Here is a 21,638-nt window from a genome sequence, read left to right on the forward strand (position 1 = left end):
CAAATCTAGTGATTTGGCGCTAATTCCTTCAGTAAACTGTCTAATAAGTCATTTATAAATTGAATGCGTTTGTCATACTCTTCGAGTATGACCATCACTTTTAGACGCTGTCCACCTTCCATTCGGAAGAAAGTCGGATGCTTTTGCATCATTTGGATGATCGATATGGCTTGAACTGGTGTATCTGGTGAGAACTCAATACTGCCGCCATGTGAGCTGATATCAATTTTAGTAATACCCAATTGTTCCGCTTTTAAACGTAACTGATGGACAGAGAATAACTGCTTAACGGCTTGCGGCGGTAAGCCAAAACGATCGATCAACTCCATACGAATGTTATCGAGTTTCTCTTGAGTATCCGTATTACTAATGCGTTTATAGAACAATAACCGTTGATGTACATCACCTAAATAATCATCTGGAATTAAGGCTGGCATGTGCATGCTAATTTCAGCCGTTAATGACAATGGAGAGTCAAAGTTAGGCGTTTTACCTTTTTGAATGGCTTTGGTGGCTTTTTCAAGCATTTCCATATACAGGCTATAACCGATGGTTTGCATTGAGCCACTTTGCTGTTCACCCAGCAACTCACCTGCGCCACGAATTTCTAAGTCTTCTGTAGCCAACATGAAGCCCGCACCCAAAGTCGATGCACGAGAAATGGCATCTAGGCGTTTTTCAGCATCACCTTTTAAACCTTTGAGCGAAGGCACTAGTAAATAAGCATAGGCTTGATGGTGCGATCGACCAACACGACCACGTAGTTGGTGCAACTGCGCTAGTCCAAGTTTATCTGCACGCTCAATCAAAATGGTATTGGCGTTTGGCACGTCAATCCCAGTTTCAATAATGGTTGAACACACCAGTACGTTATATTCTTTGTGATAGAACTGCTGCATGATTTGCTCTAGCTCACGCTCACGCATTTGACCATGTGCTACCGCAACTCGGGCTTCAGGAACCAATTCACGTAGAGTTTCTGCCGTACGTTCAATGGTCTCGACTTCATTGTGTAAGAAATACACTTGCCCGCCACGTAATAGTTCACGCAAGATGGCTTCTTTAATCGAATCTCCAGTGTGTTCTTGCACAAAGGTTTTCACAGCAAGACGACGTGCAGGTGGCGTTGCAATAATTGATAGATCACGCATACCACTAAAAGCCATATTCAGCGTACGTGGAATAGGCGTTGCAGTTAGCGTCAGCATATCGACATCGGCACGTAAGGCTTTAATTCGCTCTTTATCACGTACACCAAAACGGTGCTCTTCATCCACGATCATGAGACCGAGATTTTTAAATTGCACACTTTCCTGCAAAATTTTATGTGTGCCAATCACAATATCCACTTTACCTTCTGCGAGGTCTTCAATGGTTTTAGTATGTGATTTTGATGATCCAAAACGTGAAAGAACTTCGATACGTACAGGCCAATCCGCGAAGCGGTCTTTGAATGACTCATAATGTTGCTGCGCCAACAACGTGGTTGGAACAAGTACTGCCACTTGTTTGTTATTTTGTACTGCCACAAATGCAGCACGCATAGCTACTTCTGTTTTACCAAAACCGACATCACCACAAACCAAGCGATCCATCGGCTTCGCTTGTTGCATGTCATACAGTGTCGCTTCAATAGCATTGGCTTGATCTAGGGTTTCCTCATAGGCGAAGCCACTGGCAAACTGCATATAGAGACTTTGATCCAGTTCAAATCCATAACCCGGCTTCGAGTGACGACGGGCTTGAATATGTAAAAGTTCTGCCGCCACATCATGAATCTGCTCTAAAGCTTTGCGTTTGGCTTTAGACCATGCATCTGTGCCCAATTTATGTAATGGTGCTAGATCTGGGTCACCACCACTGTATCGGCTAATTAAATGCAGGTTTGTTACAGGGACATACACCTTAGCTGCATCGGCATAGTCTAACTGCAAAAATTCATGGTCTTGGTCATCGATACTCAAGGTAATTAAACCTGCATATCGCCCCACACCATAATCAATATGAACCACAGGTGCGCCAATACTTAGCTCGGTTAAACTACGAACAAGAAACTCTTCTGATACTTCCTGTTGGCGTTTACGACGACGTTGAACCACACGATGTTCATACAGCTGATTTTCAGAAATTACACTGAGCTTGTCAGTTAGCAATAAACCACGATCTAAGGGCGCATTGGTGATCGCAATCGCATGCATAGAATGCATAAAATCATCAAAACTTTCGACCGTCGGGATATCACCCAAACTCGGACGCAACGCATCTTTTAAGGTTTCACGTCGACCTGCGCTTTCAGCCACCAAAAGCACCGGATAATTTGCCGCATCGATATATTGCTTAACCGCAGAAAATGGCTTTTCACGTTTTGGATCGACCGGTAAACGGGGTGGAATCTCAGCAGCAAGATTGATCACGCCATTACGTTCATCAAAAGCCTCAGGTGAAGCCACAATACGACGGCAAAGATTTAATTGTTCTAACACTTGATTTGGTTGTAGGAAAATCTGCTCTGGCGGCAAAATCGGTTGGTCGACATTATGACGACGGTCTTCATAACGACGCACAATGTCTGACCAAAACTGAATCAATGTGTCATCAATAGCTTTATCTGTAATGACAATGCCATTCTCTGGTAAGTACGAAAATAGCGTACTTTGCTCTCTCATGGCTTGTTCAGAGAAGAACAACGGAAAATAAAACTCAATACCCGGTGAAGCTATGCCATCTTGTACATCCTGATAAATTGGATTTTTCTTTGGATTTGCCGTCGGAAAATTTTCCGCATATCGATCACGAAACAGTGAACGCGCTTCTTTTAATGGAAATTCTTTTGCAGGTAAAACCGTAAAATGATCTAAATTTTGGGTGGTTCGCTGAGTTTCAGGATCAAAGAATTTGAGGGTATCGATTTCATCATCAAATAAGTCAATACGAATCGGTGAACTTTGCCCCGAAGCGTAAATATCCATGATGCTGCCGCGTACTGCAAATTCACCATGATCATAAACGGTATCCACCAAGTGATAGCCCGCTTGTACTAATCTTAATTTTTGTTGTTCTATATCAAATTTTTGACCTACTTTAATATCAAAGTGTTCACCTAATACCCAAGATGCAGGCGCAACTCGCTGCGCTAAAGTTGTTGCTGAAACCAACAACACACCTTGCTGTGGCATATTGGACAAAATCGCCAAGCGCTCAGAAACGATGTCTTGATGTGGCGACAGCCGGTCATAAGGTAAAATTTCCCAATCTGGGAAAATAGTCGGCTTAATTCCGTAAAATTCCAGCTCACTTTCTAACTGCCCGAGATGCTGATTATTACGTGCTACAATCACAAACAACTGTTTCGATTGTTTGCTAATTTCTTTAAATAATAATGCAGCAGATGAGCCTTGTAAGTTTCCGACCCACCGCTTTTCGCCAGCTTTGAGCTGTTTAAGATTGAGTTGTGAAATTTCTTGCTGGAACATGATGTAAATAGCTTTTAATGTTTTAATCACTTAGTGATCATATTAACACGATGCTTTTTACATTCCGAGATTTAAGCAACTATATACAGTGTTTTAACCAATATGGATTTGCGATTGTATTTTCTATTGAAGAGTACCCTTAACGCACACATCAAACTCAAACACTGCAGTCCATTCACTTACTTACGATCACGGATGAATTGACGATAATAATCATTCAATAGTTTGACATAATGTTTAAATTGCAACAGATTTTCTTCAGTATTGCCTAATCGTGCAACAAAGCGTTGATTTGCAATTTCCAAGTCTATTTTTTCATTGATAATCATTGCAGTCGCATAGAGCTGTTTTAAATCGTCGAAATTTGTCATTTTTCTATTCGACAAATATTCCATACGTTCAGACAAAGTATTTAAAACTACACCTTCAATGATATAGCCCTGAGTTTCATCATATTGAATGTGGTGTTGTTCTAAGTAAAGTTGCTCAGGCGACTCTTTAGCGCCTTTGAATAAATCGACTAACTTATTAAACATCTGACTATCTACAACATGATAAAAAACCTATTGTACTTCGATTACATCCTTTTTTGGGCAAGTTAAAGCTTTTCTGACTTTATCTATGCACTAAATTTTTCATCCAAACCTTCATGACTATATATAGAACAATAATTACAATCCTAAGCAAATATAGCGTTTTATTCTCAACCTAATACTTTCTTTTAGAAATCTAAAACATCACTGCCATCAGATTAGTTTTCTAGATTTACCACTAATTTCTTCAAATAAAAAACGAAAGATTAACCTTCGTCATTTACTCATCATTTACTATTTAAAAGTCTTAAATAAGCATTTAACTCACTTGAGCGAGTGGCATACTAAATGGTGTCACTTCAGAAACTAAATTTTCAATCGAGAAAATTTCATCCAATTGACTTACAGTTAACAGCTCTTGCTCTAAAACCACTTGGCGAATGGTTTTATTTTCGGCAATACATTGCTTACCGATTTCATCACATTTTGCATGACCTAAATATGGATCAAGTAAGGTCACAATACCTACACTACGCATCACAGCATCAAAACATGCTTGCTCATTTGCCTGAATCCCTTGAATACATTTGCTGTCTAATGTTTTTACTGCATTCACCAAAAGCTCAATCGATTCATTCATGGACAATGCAATCACAGGCTCCATGACATTTAATTGTAATTGCCCTGCTTCTGCAGCCAAAGTGATGGTTAAATCATTCCCCATTACTCGAAATGCAATTTGGTTGACCACTTCTGGGATCACGGGATTGACCTTTGCAGGCATGATCGACGAACCTGCTTGTAACTCAGGTAATCGAATTTCCGCTAAACCTGTACGTGGCCCAGAACTTAAAAGACGTAAGTCATTACAAATTTTAGAAAGTTTGACAGCTAAACGTTTTAAGCAACTCGATAATAAAATAAATACGCCACAATCGCTGGTTGCTTCGACATAGTCTTCTGCACCTTGCAATTTTAGACCGGTCAAATGAGCTAGATTTTCAACGGCCTTGGCCGCATAACCTCCAGGAGAATTCACACCAGTACCAATTGCCGTCGCACCTAAATTAATTTCCAATAAAAGCTGTCGATTTTGTTCAATCAACTTCAAATCTTCTTTTAATAATGTTGCAAATGCTCGGAACTCTTGCCCCAATGTCATCGGAACAGCATCTTGTAACTGTGTACGCCCCATTTTGATGACATGTTTAAACTCATCGGCTTTAACATGTAAGCTTACAATTAGCTGATTTAACACCCCAAATAAAGCATCAAAAGCACTATATGTCGCTAGACGCAGCGCTGTTGGATAGACATCATTGGTCGATTGTGACTTATTGACATGGTCGTTTGGATGAATTCGTTGATAACTGCCTTTTGCATCTCCGAGTGATTCAAGAGCAATATTGGCAATGACTTCATTGGCATTCATGTTAATAGAAGTGCCTGCTCCACCTTGATAAATATCAATTGGAAATGAATCTGCCCATTGTTCTGGATGATCAATCAATGCATCACACGCCTGCTGAATCGCTTGGCGAATATCATCTTGTATTAAGTTAAATTGGTAATTGGTTTCTGCTGACGCTTTTTTTACCTGAGCAATAGCGCGTACAAAGTTTAAATTTTGTCCGACATGCTGCTTTGATATTTGAAAGTTTTCGATGGCACGCAATGTATGTATACCGTAATAACATGACTGCGGGACTGCTTTATCCCCCAATAAATCATGCTCTATTCTCGTTTTTTCCATTTGAACCGTTGTCACTGCGCATTCCCTCTAATTACGCACCAAGACTGTGCATACCTCATATTCGACCTGTTCAAATCATCTCACTACAGATGATGTGATGCACATTTGCAACCAAATATTTCAAATGCACATTTCTTGTTCACCATGTAACATTGTGTAATTTTTACCTAATTTCATTAGTTCTCTTTTTGTGATGAAAAGTCTTAAGTAGATTTACATTTCAAAATTTAAATTCCCTTCTGTACAACATTTCAGCAGCACAATAAAAAATTCGATTTGTAATAAGAAAAAATATCATTTACGTAAAACATACATAAAATATGCTTAAAGGTTACAGAGTGTAATTTTTAAATCGTGCTTGAATCTGCGACTTACGACAGAAGTACAAATTTTCATCTAGGACAGAGATGATTTGCTTTCAATAAGGACGAACCGCCTATGAGCCATTTAAACCCGACATTAGTCACCTTTATTTTTTATATTCTTGCAATGCTTGCCATTGGTTTGTATGCCTACAAAGCAACGCATAACTTTGACGAATACATTTTAGGTGGACGAAGTTTAGGAAGTGTTGTGACTGCACTTTCAGCAGGTGCATCCGACATGAGTGGTTGGCTACTCATGGGTCTCCCTGGTGCAATTTATCTATCTGGTCTTTCTGAAGCTTGGATTGCAATCGGCTTAATTATTGGTGCTTGGTTGAACTGGCTGATCGTTGCAGGTCGCTTGCGTGTTCATACCGAATATCAAAATAATGCCCTGACCCTGCCCGATTATTTCACGAGCCGTTTTGCAGACCGTAAAAAGATTTTACGTATCATTTCAGCTGTAGTGATTTTAGTTTTCTTTGCGATTTACTGTGCTTCTGGCATGGTGGCTGGCGCACGACTTTTCGAAAGTTTATTCGGTTGGAACTACACAACAGCACTGTGGATTGGTGCAATTGCAACCATCAGTTATGTCTGCATTGGTGGATTCTTAGCGATCAGTTGGACCGATACTTTCCAAGCGGGTCTGATGATCTTTGCACTGCTGATCACACCGATCATCGCCTACCTTGCTTTAGGTGATAACAGTCAAAATCTTGCGGCTATTTTGGAAACAGCTCGCCCACAAGCTTCTAATTTATTTGAAGGTTTAAGTACAGTGGCGATTTTATCCAGCATGGCGTGGGGCTTAGGCTATTTTGGTCAGCCGCATATTTTGGTTCGCTTTATGGCAGCCGATTCTGTTAAATCCATTCCAAATGCACGACGCATTGGTATGACATGGATGATCCTGTGTCTAGGCGGTGCTGTAGCAGCGGGTTATATCGGTATTGCTTACTTCCAAGTTCACCCAGAACTGGCAAGCGTCGTTAATGCCAACCCTGAAACGGTATTTATGGAATTGACTAAAATTCTATTCAATCCGTGGATTGCAGGGATTATTTTAGCCGCAATTTTAGCTGCGGTGATGAGCACACTCAGTTGCCAGTTATTGGTGTGTTCAACCACCTTGACGGAAGATTTGTACAAAGGTTTTATTCGTAAAAATGCATCGCAAAAAGAATTGGTTTGGATTGGACGTGCGATGGTCTTGGCAATTGCCGTATTTGCAATCACCTTTGCAATGAACCCTGCAAGTAAAGTTTTAGGCTTAGTAGCTTATGCATGGGCAGGTTTCGGAGCTGCATTTGGCCCACTGATTATTCTTTCATTGCTGTGGAAACGTATGACGCTTAACGGAGCAATCATTGGCATGATCGTGGGTGCTGTGACTGTAATCGTGTGGAAAAACTACTTAGGCCACCTTGGTTTATACGAAATCATTCCAGGCTTTATTTTCTCTGCAATCAGTATCGTTGTCGTGAGCTTATTGGGCAAAGCACCTGAGGCTGAAGTTGTTGAACGCTTTGAAAAAGCCGAAGCGCAATATCAAAAAGAAATGTCTGAAATCTAAAATTTTTGACACTAAAAAAGGGGCTAAATGCCCCTTTTTTTATACTCGATTATTGATGATTAGCTACTTCGGCCTAGCCGCAGGTTTCAGCTTAATTTGCATACTTTCTTTGATTACTTCCATCACAGGATAACTGCGCGTTTCCTTGATGCCGGGTAGCTGCCAAAGCACCTGCCCTGAAATTTTTCTAAATTCTTCCATATTTGCACAGCGTATTTTCACTACAAAATCAAAACCACCGCTGATCATATGACATTCTACGATTTCTGGAATTTGACGCACTGCATCCGAAAAATCTTCCAATACATTGGGCGTGGTTTTATCTAGTAAAATCTCTACAAAAACCACAAATCCATTGTTGAGTAAGACCGGATTTAAACGTGCTTCATAGCCTAAAATAAAGCCCTCTTTCGATAATTTTTGCACACGTGCCAACGCCGCAGTGGGTGATAAATTCACCATTTCTGCAAGCTTAATATTGGACAATTTTCCGTCGTCTTGCAGCAGCTCTAAAATTCGAATATCTATACGGTCTAAGCTCAAATATGGGCTAGTCATCTGAATTTTTCTCTAAATATTATTAAAACTATAGTGAGTTATTCGCTAAATATTCTGTGATGATAAATTAAATAAAGGATCAAGCTCAAGATTTATTTGCTCGTCATAGAACTTTGACACGGAAAATTGAAACATGAATGGAAAAGTATTTGAAGTCACGGGAAGCGATGACTACATCATTGAATTTAAAGACAAGAATAGCTTTGAACAATCGATTAATACAGCATGGCTTCGTGCTGAAACTGAGTGCATTGAAAACTTATTAGCACACAGTGAAATCCCTTCCCCGATCAGCGATCAAATTCAACAATTGGCTTTTGACTTAGCCCATTCATTACGTGAACGTAAAAGCGGTACAGGTAAAGCAGGCATTGTACAAGGCTTGCTACAAGAGTTTTCATTGTCTTCACAGGAAGGCATCGCGCTCATGTGTTTAGCTGAAGCGCTACTCCGTATTCCAGACAAAGCAACACGTGATTTACTAATCAAAGATAAAATCAACCAAGGTAACTGGAAAGATCATGTTGGCCAAAGTAGCCTCATGTTCGTAAATGCTGCTGCTTGGGGCTTAATGCTGACGGGTAAATTAATGGAAACCCCTCAACAAAAAAGTCTTTCTAGTCTATTGACGGGTATTTTAGCACGCAGTGGTCGTGGCATTATCCGTAAAGCTGTAGACGTGGCTATGCGTATGATGGGTGAACAGTTTGTTACAGGTGAAACCATCAATGAAGCGCTTAAACATGCAGAAGTTTTAGAAGACAAAGGCTTCCGCTATTCATATGACATGTTAGGTGAAGCAGCATTAACTGAACCTGATGCAGAACGTTATTATCAAGACTATACCGATGCGATCCACGCGATTGGTCAAGCTTCTGAAGGTAAGGATGTTTATAACGGAGCAGGCATTTCGATCAAATTATCTGCCCTACACCCACGCTACCAACGCTCGCAGATCGATCGTGTGCATAACGAGCTTTATGGCAAAGTGCTAGAACTTGCTGTATTAGCCAAGCATTACAATATTGGTCTAAACATTGATGCTGAAGAAACTGACCGCCTAGAAATTTCTTTGGAACTACTTGAGCGCCTGTGTTTTGAGCCTAAATTAGCGGACTGGAAAGGTATTGGATTTGTGATTCAAGCCTACCAAAAACGCTGTTTCTATGTGGTCGACCATATTATTGACCTCGCTAAGCGTAGCCAAAAACGTTTAATGATCCGCTTAGTGAAAGGTGCATACTGGGACAGCGAAATTAAGAAAGCGCAAATTGAAGGTATGAGTGACTATCCTGTATTTACGCGCAAAGTTCATACCGACCTATCTTATATTGCATGTGCTAAAAAGCTCTTGGCAGCGCCTGAGCAAATTTACCCTCAGTTTGCAACACACAATGCGCAAACTGTTGCTACGATCTACCAATTAGCACAGCCAGAGCTTTACTATCCAGGCCAGTATGAATTCCAGTGCCTTCACGGCATGGGTGAACCCCTCTATGAACAAGTGGTGGGTTCGAAGTCAGACAACAAACTGGGTGTGCCGTGTCGAATTTATGCACCAGTGGGTAACCATGAAACCTTATTGGCCTATTTGGTTCGACGTTTACTGGAAAATGGTGCGAATACGTCTTTCGTTAACCGTATTGCAGATAAAAATTTAAAAATTGAAGATTTAATTGAAAATCCAAGACAGACGATATTAGCGGCTGCTGAAAAAGAAGGTGTGACTGGCGCTAAGCATCCATCCATCCCATTTCCGCAAGATTTGTATGGCACAGAACGTCGCAACTCAAAAGGACTCGATTTAACCAATGATCGCGACTTATCTCAGCTCAATACCACGGCCGTACAGCATGCACATACCCAGTGGCATGCTAGTGCAATGGGCGCTAATTTAGAAGAAATTCATACTGCAAGTATCAACATTACAAACCCTGCAAACCGTAGTGATGTGGTCGGTAGTGTCAGCGAAGCCAGTTTAGAACAAGCGGAAATCGCTCTCAATAATGCTGTAAATGCCCAAGCTTCATGGAAAACTTTAGACAAAGATCAGCGTGCTGCATGCTTAAACCGTGCGGCAGATTTGATGGAAGCACAATTGCAATCTCTCTTGGTGTTGTTGTCACGTGAAAGTGGTAAAACTTATGCCAATGCTATTGCTGAAGTCCGTGAAGCTGTAGATTTCCTACGTTATTATGCAGCTCAAATGATTGATCTAGCAGAAAATACGCAAATTGAACCTCTTGGCACTGTGCTGTGCATTAGCCCATGGAACTTCCCGCTTGCTATTTTCACAGGTCAAATTGCTGCAGCCTTGGTTGCAGGTAATACCGTGATTGCCAAGCCTGCTGAACAAACGCCTCTGATTGCTGCTCAAGCTGTACATATTTTATGGGAAGCAGGTGTTCCGTTTGATGTATTGCAACTCCTTCCTGGCCGTGGCGAAATCATTGGTGCCAAACTCAGCGCGGACTCACGTGTCCAAGGCATCATGTTTACTGGCTCAACGGAAGTCGCACGTATCTTGCAAAAAACCGTGGCACAGCGCTTAAACCAATTTGGCGAAAGCGTGGTATTGATTGCTGAAACTGGCGGTCAAAATGCCATGATTGTTGACTCATCAGCATTGACAGAACAAGTGGTATTGGATGTCGTTAACTCTGCCTATGACAGTGCAGGTCAACGCTGTTCTGCCCTACGTATTCTCTGTGTACAAGAAGATAATGTGGACGTTGTCCGTACCATGTTACAAGGTGCGATGAAGCAACTTCGTGTCGGAAATCCCGCACTATTAGCAACTGACATTGGCCCAGTGATCGACCTTGAAGCACAGCAAAATATTGAAAAACATATTGAGAAGATGCGTAGCAAAGGCTATCCCGTACATCAAATCATGTTTAATGCTGATAGCAATGCCTTAAGTACGGGAACCTTCGTTGCACCAACTTTGATTGAACTGCCAAATTTAAATGATTTAGAACGCGAAGTTTTTGGGCCAGTATTGCATTTAATCACCTACAAATATGGTGAGATTGAAAACCTATTAACACAAATTAATGCCAAAGGTTATGGTTTAACCATGGGCTTGCATACACGTATTGATGACACGATTCAAAAAGTCATCGGTCATGCAGAAGTCGGCAACCTGTACATTAACCGTAATATTGTAGGTGCTGTGGTTGGTGTACAACCCTTTGGCGGCGAAGGCTTATCAGGTACAGGTCCAAAAGCGGGCGGTCCTTTATATCTCTACCGTTTAATGCATCAAGTGTCTGTGAAAAAACTGGCTACACCTTATGCGGCTCAGGCAGAAACGCAAGCTACACACTTCCCTGCATATGAAGCTTTTAACACTTGGGCGAAGCAGCATTTTTCAGACATTGCGATTCAAGCACCGCAGGCCATAGCCGCTGGACAAAGTTTTGAGCTACAAGGCCCAACCGGTGAAAACAACCAATATGCCATTTTGGCACGTAAGGGTGTGCTTTCATTAGCTAATAATGATGCAGATCAACTGAATCAAATTGCTGCGATTTTATCGGTGGGTAGTCAGCCCGTCGTACTTGCAGACAATACTTTTGTGTTGAAACACTTAAATAGCATGCCAAAAATCCTCGTGGACCAATTTAAAGTGATCACGGATATTTATCATGGCAATTTTGATGCGGTTTTACATCATGGTGAAAAAGCTGAGTTATTAAAAATTCAACAAGTCATTGCATCTCGTGAAGGTGCAATTATTGGCATTACGCATTTAGCTTCAGGCCAATATGACATCCCTGTAGAACGTTTCGTGATTGAGCGGGCAATCAGTGTCAATACAGCGGCAGCCGGTGGTAATGCCAGCTTAATGACGATGAATTAAACATTCGAATGAACTCCAACTAATCAGTTCCTCACTTAGCTCAATCTTTATGAATGTTCCATAAAGATTGAGCGTTTTTTTAACTTCCCCTAGATAAATATTCTGTTTAGCGTATTCAGACTCATTTTCTCTACAGATAAATACAGCCAAAAGTGGAATTAATTTAGTCTTATAAGGTGAATTTTGCTAACATGACTTTTTTTAATATGTTTGCGATTTTTTACTGCATATGACTTCAACTTATCAGCAACAACTTGATGCCAAAGTTGCCCGCATTACGGCTCAATTTTCAGAATACAACCCTCCCTCTTTAGAAGTTTTTCCTTCTGCTGAACAAAACTTTCGTATGCGAGCGGAATTCCGAATTTGGCATACTGAAAATGATATGTTCTATGCAATGTTTGAACGCAATGCAGACAATGAAAAACAAGTTGTAGAAATTAAAGATTTCCCTATTGCAGATAAAAGCATTAATGACTTAATGCCAATATTATTAAATGAACTCAAGGCACAAGAGATCTTATCGAGCCGTTTATTTGAGGTTCATTTCTTAGCAACCCTGAAAGGTGAAATGCTGGTTTCATTGGTTTACCGTTGCCCACTCAATGCTGAATGGGAAATTGCTGCCAAAGCCCTGTCTGACAAGCTCAATATCAAGATTTATGGTCGTAGTCGTGGTCAGCGCGTGATTTTAACTGATGACTATGTGGTTGAAGAACTCCAAGTATTTGACCGTAAATATCAGTACAAGCAAATCGAAAGTAGCTTCACACAGCCAAATGCCGGCGTATGTCAAAAAATGCTGGAATGGGCGTGTCAGGCTGCCGATCACTCAGACCAAGACTTACTTGAGCTCTACTGTGGTAATGGTAATTTCACGCTGCCTCTTTCTACACGCTTTAATCGCGTTTTGGCAACAGAATTAGCCAAGTCTTCAGTTTATGCCGCGCAGTGGAATATTGAGCAAAATGGCATTGATAATATCCAAGTGGCTCGTCTATCTGCTGAAGAGTTCACCCAAGCCTACAATGCTGAACGTACATTCCGTCGCCTTGAAGAAGCTGAAATTGAAATTTCAAGCTATAACTTCGATACGGTATTCGTCGATCCACCGCGTGCAGGTATCGATGATGAAACACTAAAACTGTTGCAACGTTTTGAACGCATTATCTATATTTCATGCAACCCAGATACTTTGCATGACAATCTCAAACTACTTTCACAAACGCATAAAATCAGCAAATTTGCCTTGTTTGATCAGTTCCCTTATACACACCATGTAGAGTCTGGCGTGTTTCTTGAGAAGATTTAAACAAATTATTTCAAGTCATGTTGCTGTCATAAAAGGAGCTTTCTAAAAGCTCCTTTTTTATATGCTAAAAAAGCTTTATTTTCTCGTCACATGCATATTTATGAACAGCTTTAAGAACAAATAAGTTAAAGATTTTAAAAGTCCAATCGAAAAAATGATGATTCAAGTGGCTAAAATTTCACTTTAGTAGTCTTGCTTTATTTATTGGATTGGTTATATTTCGTCCTATGTTAGGTCGCAAATGAAGGCTCTATGAGTTTTTGGCATAAGTTGTTCGCTAATGAACAGCAAAACGGGCATAAGAATCAAATTGCCTGTGTTGAAAATGATTGCTCTTGTAAAACCAATGAACAGCTTATTGCTGCTCTTACAAAGGCAACAGATGAAGATGTTATCCTCGGTATTAAAAAAGTGCTCGCTTCGCGCGGTTATAGCCGTAAGGAATTAAATGAAATCCAGCATCTACCTCTACAGTAGAGTCTGAACATTCAGTGTTCAAACAAGGCATTCTATTTACAGAGTGCCTTTTTCATTTTTAAAATAATCATAATGATGCCGCTTATTTACAGATCAGGTTTTGTGAGTCGGCCACATCGTAATTTACAACTTTTATGCTATGCTCCAAGGCAAATTAGCGATATATAATTTTTAAGCACTCGACAATAAAACCCAATATTGCATCAAATATGATGCCGAAGACCTCTAAACAGCATTGATATAAAAATTAAAGGAATGAACATGAATAAATTAACAAGTTGCCTTATTGCCTGCTGCATACTCAGTCTAAGTGCTTGTAGCCAAATCCCCAAAGAATGCGAAGAATCCTGGGATAAACTCGAAGCCTTGTCGAAACAAATGGGCTTAAACGAAGAACAAATCAAAGAACAGAAAAAACAGTTTGAAGAAAGTATTAAAAAACAATCTAAAGAACAAGCCATTCAAATGTGCCAAACCCAAAGTACCTTTTTAGGTTTAGTCGGGAAATAAGCAGTTGTTTCGATCAATCTAAACACTGTACAGATGAAGCCCGATTATTCGGGCTTCTATTGTTTGCATTGAGATGCTGTTGTATACGCTACAATTGGCCCTAAAGGTTTCAAACTTGAATCATGTCTATTCAACGCTTGGATATCTGCACTAGACACAGATCCATCTAAATACAAGGCATTGTTAATCGATAATTGTTGCTTAAAATATTGTGCAAATGCATAAAACGACACGCCTTCACGACTGATCACAAAATACAACTTGCCGTTCTTGATCCCCACACCATTGCGGATTTTCAATGAATCTGACTGTGGGATAAATTTTGGATTGATTTTTCCATCTACCACCAGCATCGGACCTGACTGCGTCGCATAACGTGCATTAAAATCTGTGGACGCATATTTTTGTGTGGTTAATATCACCGCGCTCTTAGCATTCCATGCCAAAACACCATTCGGCTGAATTAAGAAATTGCCAAAGCCTCGTGTTGCACGATTCAAGGCTTTTTTCTGCAGCCCATTTTCAACGTAAAGACCAACAGGCGCTAAGTCTGCGTGATACATCCCTGCATTCATTGCGAAGTTCATCGTATTACACTTACGCGCTAATGCCTGTTTTAAACGCTGCAGGTCTCGATATGGCTGCTGGTCTGCATCATATAAATAGAGCTTCAGTTGACTCAGATCGGAAATTTCAACCACATCCACGGCAAGAGGCTGACTGACACGTTTCGCTTGAATATTGGCATAGGAAATACTCGGTGAGAAAATCAGACCGAGCAGCATCATAAAGCGCATTTTTTTAAACATTGAGGTTAATTGAAGACCAAGCATGACCCTATCCATAGCGCACGTTAAAAATCGAACAAATTTTAGCTAAATCATCGCTAAAATAGTCGATTAATTCACAGATTAAAAGTAGACTAATCTTTAAAAATAATTCGGATTTAAAGTAGGACTGGTAAATACATGCATGTGCAGAAAGATGGTTTTCCTCTTGGAACACATCTGATTGTTAAACACTTCGGTTATAGCCATCATGGCATATATGCCGGCCGCGGTAGAGTCATTCACTACTCAGGTTTTGCACACCTTTTCAAAAAACATCCGATTGAAATGACTTCTATCGAAAATTTCAGTCACGGCAAAAAAATCATCGTTCAGTCGTACAGCAATCCAAAATTTAAAGGGCGTAAAGTGGTGCGTCGCATGCGCTCACGTATGCATGAAAACAACTATCATCTGATTATTAATAACTGCGAACACTTATGCACCTGGGCTATTACCGGTGTTGAAAGTAGTCCTCAGGTGTTTCGTATGATGAACCGACTCACCACGATTGGTTATGTCAGTTCTCTGATGAGTTTTATGAGTAGCATGATGCTGACCGTGACCACTACTTGCTTTGCACTGGTGTTCTATATCAAAAAGAAACTGCGCGAAAAAGCCAAAATGCAAATGCCGGTTTATACCTATTTAAAGCGTGAAGAACATAAAAATCGTTAATCCACTACAGCATCGTTGAACCGTGGCTTTATCAAATTTCAATACATCAGCACATTGCTTCGAGATCCTGTGCCAATACACAAGATTCTGCTTACCGCGTATCAGATGTCATGCTTAATTTTGGTCACTCTTCACATTGCTAAAAGTTCGCATTGCTAAAAGGTGGAAATTTATCTTCAACCAAATTGCTTTGCAGGCCATGTTCTAAATAAATTTTGGCTGCATCCAAAACCGTTGTAAAACCACCTGTACTATCGATAATAAAATCAATTAATGCCTGACCTTGCAGAGGAATCTTTGAATTTTTGATACGAACGTAGGTTTCCATCGGGCTAATCTGCTCAAAAATAAAATCGACTTGAGTTTTTGGTTCTCCCCACTGTATTTGAATTAATTTGTTTTCCTTAATACTCAGCACGTCTACATCGGCGACTGCATTATATTTCTGCCAAGTCCATTGCACGGTTTTACCTTCTTCTAGATAGCCACTCGATGCACTAAACCAAAAATGCTGTGTTATTAAAGGATCAACAAAAGCATTAAATACGATATTGATGGACTTACGAATTAACATCTGGGTTTCAATCACGACACTCATCAGCATTCCTACAGTATTTTAATTTTATTCAGTGATAGCACAGAGAACTGATTATTGCCTACCACTGAATTGTTATTGCCCTATTATGCTGTATGTTCTGTAATAAATGCTGATGTCACTAGCGTGGGATTCTTCTCTGTAAATTGCCCATTCCTATAGGGATAGTATGGATAAGGTGGATACACTGCACTGACTGCGTCTAATCGGGCTAACTGCTCTACGCTTAATGACCATTCTTTCGCCGCAAGGTTATCCAACAGTTGCTGTTCATTACGTGCGCCTATCAAAATACTAGACACAGTCGGTCTGGTTTTCAGCCAATTCAATGCAATCTGTGGGATAGAGTGCCCTGTTTCCATGGCAATTTCTTGCATTACATCTAACACTGCAAATAACTTTTCGTGTTGAACTGGCGGTGCGAATTGAGCGGTCTCATGTAGTCGACTTTGCTTTGGAATCGCATGCTCACGATCAAATTTTCCAGTTAATCTCCCCCAGCCCAGCGGACTCCAAACCACTGCACCAATCTGTTGATCATGCTGTGCAGGCATCAACTCCCATTCATAGTCACGTCCAATCAAAGAATAATAGACTTGATGCACACTTAGCTTTTCATAGCCATGCTGCTGAGCAATCGACTGTGCTTTCATGAGCTGCCAGCCTGAAAAATTCGACGCACCGATATAGCGAACTTTTCCACTACCTACCAAGTCATCTAAACTGCGCATCAGCTGCTCAAGTGGCGTCGTGCTATCAAACTGATGCAGAGTTGCAGCACATCAATATAATCCGTACCTAAACGCTTTAAACTCGCCTCCACGGCTTGAATTATATAGCTTCTAGAATATCCACCTTGATTGATTCCATCGTTCAATCGGATACCCACTTTGCTGGAAATAATCACCTCTTGGCGTTTTGATTGAAGTAATGCACCGAGCATCTGCTCTGAGGCACCATTTGAGTAAGCATCTGCGGTATCGAAATAATTCACGCCTTGATCAATACACAGATCAATCATACGTTGGGCATCATTTAAACTCGATTGCCCCCATGCAGAGAAAATAGGGCCTTGCCCGCCAAATGTACCTGCACCAAAGCCGAACTCTGAAACTTGTAAGCCAGATTGCCCTAGGTTGTGATAGTTCATGGTGATTTCCTGTGTTTAATTTATACACAGAATAAGTACAGATGTTTATCAGAAAAACCCTGAATATCAAGAAAGACTTTCTTGATTATATTGATAATGCTAACTGAAGATTTCGACTTATTCACACGAATGGCGATACTGGGTTCAATCAGTCAAGCCGCTAAAGAAGCCAATCTCTCTGTTTCTGTCGCTAGTAGCCGTCTACACAGACTTGAACAAAGTTTAGGGCTGCGCTTATTTCATCGCACTATACGGCAGCTACATTTAACACAGGAAGGTGCTGTTTTATTGCAGCAAGGTTTTCCCTTATTCGAACAATTTAATTCTCTCCTGAGCCAATTTCAGCCTGAACCACAACAACTCAGCGGCGTATTAAAAATCACCTGTTCAGAAGTTTTTGGAAATCGTATTTTAGGGCCAGTATTTGCAGCCTTTGCCAAGTTGCACCCAACATTGACTTTGGATATTGAACAGACCGATCAAAATTTAGATTTGGTCTCCGCAGGTATCGACGTTGCGATACGTATTGGATAGTTAGAAGACTCATCACTGATTGCTAAACCGCTCAGCTTAAACCGTCGTATTTTGTGTGCCTCGCCTAGCTATATCGAACAACATGGCGAACCTCACTCCCTAGAAGAGCTCTCTATACACCAATGCATTTTACAGAAATACCCTAAGGGTGTTTCGCAGCTTTGGACATTCGTCCAAGATCAACACAACATAAATATACCTGTTTCAGGACAAGTTCATATCAACTCAGGTGAAGGCGTACACCAAGCAGCACTTGCAGGTTTAGGCATCTCAAACCACTCCATCTGGCATGTGGATGAAGATTTACAATCTGGCCAGCTCATCCAAGTTCTACCCAAGATCCCTGTTCAAAGTACTGCAATCTATGTGGTAATTCCGCATCGACATTTTGTTCCGCCTAAAGTACAGGCTTTTATGCGACACTTGGACGATTTTTTCCAGCATCAATATGCGTGGTATGTATCGCCCAATTTATCTGAAAATTAGGCCAAAACTTATCTTAGGTTACTGTTAAAAGTCTTAATCAGCGGTGGCAGATCCACCTCTAAACTACTAAATATTTCACGCTCAATATTCCGTACAATCGAATCCAGCGGTAAATCATTTTCCTGCAAGCCAAAAGGCTCTTCCAGTTCTGCACTTAACGCATCCAAACCTAAAAATAAATATGCAATCAAAGCCACAATTACAGGTGTCCAAATCCCTAAACTGGCCTCTAGGCTAAACGGCAAAATCAGACAAAATGAATACACCGCGCGATGTAAAAGCACCGAATAGGAAAATGGCAATGGCGTGGTCATAATACGGTCACAGCCTGCATGGATATCACCCATCGCTACGGTATGACGTGTAAGCGTGCTGTAGATAATGTCTGTAATCTGACCTTGTTTATAGGTTTTGACTAAATCTTTTTGAATAATTTCAAGTAAATACTGTGGCGCATTGATATTATCTCGACATTGCTGCCATTGCTGATCCGTCAAAGCTACACCGTCTTTAAAATGCGCAATATCTTGTGATTCATGGCGTAAACGATCACGTAATAAATTGCAAAACAGCATGATACGGTACATCAACACGGTTCTTTGCTCATCTTCAAGGACATGGCTATCACGAATCATGTGACGAGTATTGGCAATCAATGAACCCCAAAGCTTGCGCCCTTCCCACCAACGGTCATAACAGGCAGTATTTCGAAAACTCAAAAAGATCGATAGAATTACCCCAAAGATGGTAAATCCGATGGCTGGAACTTCAGGCGTATTCAGGTAGTGTGCAGCGCTTAGATACACCAAAATCGCAGACAAACTCACCACGACAGCTAAAGCAGGCATGACTTTCGGGAGTATCGTGCCATGCCATGCAAATAAAAGTTTAAAGCTATTATTTTTATTTCGAATGATCACTTATTTTCACTCTGTACTGCCTTAATGGACCATCTCAACCATGAAAAAAGCCCAACCGAAGTTGAGCTTAATCTTAACCTACTTGATCTTAACCTATTGGGGATTCAAAGATGAATCCCTTTAAAAACTAAGATTTTATTTACCCGGTTTAAAACTGTCTTTCAAATCTAAGATGCGGTTAAACACTGGTTTTTCAGCTGTATGATCAAACTGATCTGCAACAAAGTAACCTTCACGTTCAAATTGGAAACGATCTTCAGGTTTTGCTTCTGCCAATGCAGGCTCAATGACCGCTTGAACCACTTTAAGTGATTCTGGATTTAAGTTTGCAAGGAAGTCATCACCCACTTCAGGGTCTGATTCAGTGAATAAACGGTCGTAGATACGAACTTCCGCTGCAATACCCTTGCTTGCAGAAACCCAATGTACAACACCTTTCACTTTACGGCCTTCAGGGTTTTTACCTAAAGTTTCAGGGTCGATTGAACATTTCAATTCAATCACTTCACCGTTCTCGTCTTTAATCACTTCATCACACTTAATGACATACGCATGACGTAAACGCACTTCACCGCCCGGAATCAGACGTTTAAAGCCTTTAGGTGCAACTTCTTCAAAGTCTTTACGGTCGATGTAAATGTCTTGAGTCAACGGAATGATACGGTCACCCATGTCAACGTTTGGATGACGTGCATGTACCAAATCCATTGCTTCAGGCAAGTTAGTTAAAGTCACTTTGAGTGGATTCAACACTGCCATACCACGCGAAGCAGTATTTTCTAAAGACTGACGGATGCAGTATTCAAGCATTGCAACATCCACGATACTGCCATCGACTTTTGTTACACCGACACGTTTACAGAAGTCACGCAGACCTTCTGGAGTAAAGCCGCGACGGCGCATACCTACAACGGTCGGCATACGTGGGTCATCCCAACCATTCACAAATCCACCTTCAACCAATTTACGTAATTTACGTTTAGAGGTAATGGTGTAATCCACATTTAGACGGCTTGATTCGTACTGACGTGGTACAGATGGGGATTTAACTTTCTCTACAACCCAGTCATAGAACGGACGATGATCAACAAACTCTAGTGTACACAGTGAATGCGTAACTCCTTCAATGGCATCTGATAATGGATGCGCATAATCGTACATTGGGTACATTTTCCATTTATCACCAGTTTGGTGATGTTCAGAATGCAAAATACGATACAAAATAGGATCACGCATATGAATGTTAGGTGAAGTCATGTCAATTTTGGCACGTAGTACTGCCTGACCTTCTCCCAACTCACCATTACGCATTTGTTCAAAACGCGCTAAGTTTTCTTCTACGCTAGCATCACGTTGCGGCGAGTTTTTACCCGGCTCAACAAAATTACCGCGGTTTAGTTTGATTTCTTCAGGGCTTTGCAAATCCACATAGGCATCACCTTGTTCAATCAATTGAACTGCCCAAGCGTAAAGCTGATCAAAATAGCTCGATGCATAACGCGGCTCGCCGTTCCACTCAAAACCTAGCCATTTCACGTCATTGGCAATACCATCTACATACTCTTGTTCTTCGGCATCTGGGTTTGTATCGTCGAAACGGAGGTTACATAGACCCGCGAATTCTTGAGCAATACCAAAGTTCAGACAAATGGCTTTTACATGACCAATATGTAGGTAGCCGTTTGGCTCTGGTGGGAAACGTGTTACAACTTGTTCTGTACGACCTGCAGATAAATCATCGGTAATGACTTGACGTACAAAATCTAAGCCTGGCTGTTGTTCCTGCTGCGCAGCTTCGACAGGGGCATTGTTCTTGGTTGTCGGATTGTTAGGCAGGGATGAAACAACATCGTTTGGCTTCATGGTAATAAAATCACTTCTATAAAGATAAAATTAGGATAATTAAAACGCTTTTCTTTATTTTTAACAAAGAAAGTAACGTTTTTACTTGCCTTGTAGTTTACAGTTTGCTTATGCTTCTCACAACCAAAAAACCCATGGCTTTCATGTCCATGTACAGGAGATT

At 40.8% G+C, this 21,638-nt stretch carries 14 protein-coding genes and 2 pseudogenes; 7 read left to right on the forward strand and 9 right to left on the reverse strand.

Annotation, left to right across the window (positions count from 1 at the left end):
• Positions 1-5: 5 nt before the first annotated feature.
• From mfd to aspA, 3 genes are all read right to left on the reverse strand, one after another.
• Complete coding sequence (mfd, locus tag FTV11_RS06665) at positions 6-3,473, reverse strand: transcription-repair coupling factor (RefSeq protein WP_180073650.1); 3,468 nt, start codon at positions 3,471-3,473, stop codon at positions 6-8.
• Between the two features lie 179 nt (positions 3,474-3,652).
• Positions 3,653-4,009: a hypothetical protein gene (locus FTV11_RS06670; RefSeq protein ID WP_180007827.1), complete on the reverse strand. Its 357-nt coding sequence runs from the start codon at positions 4,007-4,009 to the stop codon at positions 3,653-3,655.
• Positions 4,010-4,325: 316 nt separating this feature from the next.
• Positions 4,326-5,774 carry an aspartate ammonia-lyase gene (aspA, locus tag FTV11_RS06675; protein ID WP_180073615.1) on the reverse strand — a complete coding sequence of 483 codons (1,449 nt, stop codon included), beginning with the start codon at positions 5,772-5,774 and terminating at the stop codon, positions 4,326-4,328.
• Between the two features lie 423 nt (positions 5,775-6,197).
• Between aspA and putP the strand changes: the two genes are divergently transcribed.
• Complete coding sequence (gene putP / locus FTV11_RS06680) at positions 6,198-7,700, forward strand: sodium/proline symporter PutP (RefSeq protein ID WP_180073616.1); 1,503 nt, start codon at positions 6,198-6,200, stop codon at positions 7,698-7,700.
• Positions 7,701-7,763: 63 nt separating this feature from the next.
• Here the strand turns inward: putP and FTV11_RS06685 are convergent, their stop codons facing one another.
• Complete coding sequence (locus tag FTV11_RS06685; protein ID WP_180063832.1) at positions 7,764-8,258, reverse strand: Lrp/AsnC ligand binding domain-containing protein; 495 nt, start codon at positions 8,256-8,258, stop codon at positions 7,764-7,766.
• A 133-nt stretch (positions 8,259-8,391) separates the two neighbouring features.
• On the opposite strand from FTV11_RS06685, the gene putA reads away from it, so the two are divergent.
• The 4 genes from putA (at position 8,392) to FTV11_RS06705 (ending at position 14,422) form a co-directional block, all read left to right on the forward strand.
• Positions 8,392-12,123 (forward strand): trifunctional transcriptional regulator/proline dehydrogenase/L-glutamate gamma-semialdehyde dehydrogenase, encoded by a 3,732-nt coding sequence (putA, locus tag FTV11_RS06690; RefSeq protein WP_180073617.1) that lies wholly within the window; start codon positions 8,392-8,394, stop codon positions 12,121-12,123.
• Positions 12,124-12,352: 229 nt separating this feature from the next.
• Entirely contained in the window at positions 12,353-13,435 is a 1,083-nt protein-coding gene (gene trmA, locus FTV11_RS06695; protein WP_180073618.1) for a tRNA (uridine(54)-C5)-methyltransferase TrmA, read from the forward strand.
• 252 nt (positions 13,436-13,687) lie between these two features.
• Positions 13,688-13,912 (forward strand): hypothetical protein, encoded by a 225-nt coding sequence (locus FTV11_RS06700; protein ID WP_168378613.1) that lies wholly within the window; start codon positions 13,688-13,690, stop codon positions 13,910-13,912.
• A 261-nt stretch (positions 13,913-14,173) separates the two neighbouring features.
• Complete coding sequence (locus FTV11_RS06705) at positions 14,174-14,422, forward strand: hypothetical protein (protein ID WP_078188680.1); 249 nt, start codon at positions 14,174-14,176, stop codon at positions 14,420-14,422.
• A 56-nt stretch (positions 14,423-14,478) separates the two neighbouring features.
• Here FTV11_RS06705 and FTV11_RS06710 read toward each other — a convergent pair whose 3' ends face one another.
• Positions 14,479-15,255, reverse strand: coding sequence for a phosphodiester glycosidase family protein (locus FTV11_RS06710; protein ID WP_257223197.1), 777 nt, complete (start codon positions 15,253-15,255; stop codon positions 14,479-14,481).
• Between the two features lie 135 nt (positions 15,256-15,390).
• On the opposite strand from FTV11_RS06710, the gene FTV11_RS06715 reads away from it, so the two are divergent.
• Positions 15,391-15,927 carry a lecithin retinol acyltransferase family protein gene (locus FTV11_RS06715; RefSeq protein ID WP_111883727.1) on the forward strand — a complete coding sequence of 179 codons (537 nt, stop codon included), beginning with the start codon at positions 15,391-15,393 and terminating at the stop codon, positions 15,925-15,927.
• Positions 15,928-16,066: 139 nt separating this feature from the next.
• Here the strand turns inward: FTV11_RS06715 and FTV11_RS06720 are convergent, their stop codons facing one another.
• Both FTV11_RS06720 and FTV11_RS06725 read right to left on the reverse strand, forming a co-directional pair.
• Positions 16,067-16,525 carry an SRPBCC domain-containing protein gene (locus tag FTV11_RS06720; RefSeq protein ID WP_372491103.1) on the reverse strand — a complete coding sequence of 153 codons (459 nt, stop codon included), beginning with the start codon at positions 16,523-16,525 and terminating at the stop codon, positions 16,067-16,069.
• A gap of 83 nt (positions 16,526-16,608) precedes the next feature.
• Positions 16,609-17,672 (reverse strand): annotated as a pseudogene (locus tag FTV11_RS06725) (aldo/keto reductase).
• Between the two features lie 96 nt (positions 17,673-17,768).
• Here FTV11_RS06725 and FTV11_RS06730 point away from each other — a divergent pair.
• Positions 17,769-18,692: pseudogene (locus FTV11_RS06730) on the forward strand (LysR family transcriptional regulator).
• A gap of 8 nt (positions 18,693-18,700) precedes the next feature.
• Here FTV11_RS06730 and FTV11_RS06735 read toward each other — a convergent pair.
• Both FTV11_RS06735 and FTV11_RS06740 read right to left on the reverse strand, forming a co-directional pair.
• Positions 18,701-19,612, reverse strand: coding sequence for a bestrophin family protein (locus tag FTV11_RS06735; RefSeq protein ID WP_180073619.1), 912 nt, complete (start codon positions 19,610-19,612; stop codon positions 18,701-18,703).
• 135 nt (positions 19,613-19,747) lie between these two features.
• Positions 19,748-21,475 (reverse strand): glutamine--tRNA ligase/YqeY domain fusion protein, encoded by a 1,728-nt coding sequence (locus FTV11_RS06740; protein WP_180073620.1) that lies wholly within the window; start codon positions 21,473-21,475, stop codon positions 19,748-19,750.
• Between the last annotated feature and the right edge of the window lie 163 nt (positions 21,476-21,638).

Origin of the sequence: Acinetobacter sp. YH12231 (assembly GCF_013417755.1) — a bacterium.
In the GTDB taxonomy this organism is placed as follows: domain Bacteria; phylum Pseudomonadota; class Gammaproteobacteria; order Pseudomonadales; family Moraxellaceae; genus Acinetobacter; species Acinetobacter amyesii.

Coding starts and splice junctions, on each gene's coding strand:
- FTV11_RS06670 (WP_180007827.1), bottom strand. CDS start 4,009: ATGTTTAATAAGTTAGTCGATTTATTCAAAGGCGCTAAAGAGTCGCCT.
- FTV11_RS06710 (WP_257223197.1), bottom strand. CDS start 15,255: ATGCTTGGTCTTCAATTAACCTCAATGTTTAAAAAAATGCGCTTTATG.
- putA (WP_180073617.1), top strand. CDS start 8,392: ATGAATGGAAAAGTATTTGAAGTCACGGGAAGCGATGACTACATCATT.
- FTV11_RS06705 (WP_078188680.1), top strand. CDS start 14,174: ATGAATAAATTAACAAGTTGCCTTATTGCCTGCTGCATACTCAGTCTA.
- mfd (WP_180073650.1), bottom strand. CDS start 3,473: ATGTTCCAGCAAGAAATTTCACAACTCAATCTTAAACAGCTCAAAGCT.
- FTV11_RS06685 (WP_180063832.1), bottom strand. CDS start 8,258: ATGACTAGCCCATATTTGAGCTTAGACCGTATAGATATTCGAATTTTA.
- FTV11_RS06740 (WP_180073620.1), bottom strand. CDS start 21,475: ATGAAGCCAAACGATGTTGTTTCATCCCTGCCTAACAATCCGACAACC.
- putP (WP_180073616.1), top strand. CDS start 6,198: ATGAGCCATTTAAACCCGACATTAGTCACCTTTATTTTTTATATTCTT.
- trmA (WP_180073618.1), top strand. CDS start 12,353: ATGACTTCAACTTATCAGCAACAACTTGATGCCAAAGTTGCCCGCATT.
- FTV11_RS06715 (WP_111883727.1), top strand. CDS start 15,391: ATGCATGTGCAGAAAGATGGTTTTCCTCTTGGAACACATCTGATTGTT.
- FTV11_RS06720 (WP_372491103.1), bottom strand. CDS start 16,525: ATGAGTGTCGTGATTGAAACCCAGATGTTAATTCGTAAGTCCATCAAT.
- FTV11_RS06700 (WP_168378613.1), top strand. CDS start 13,688: ATGAGTTTTTGGCATAAGTTGTTCGCTAATGAACAGCAAAACGGGCAT.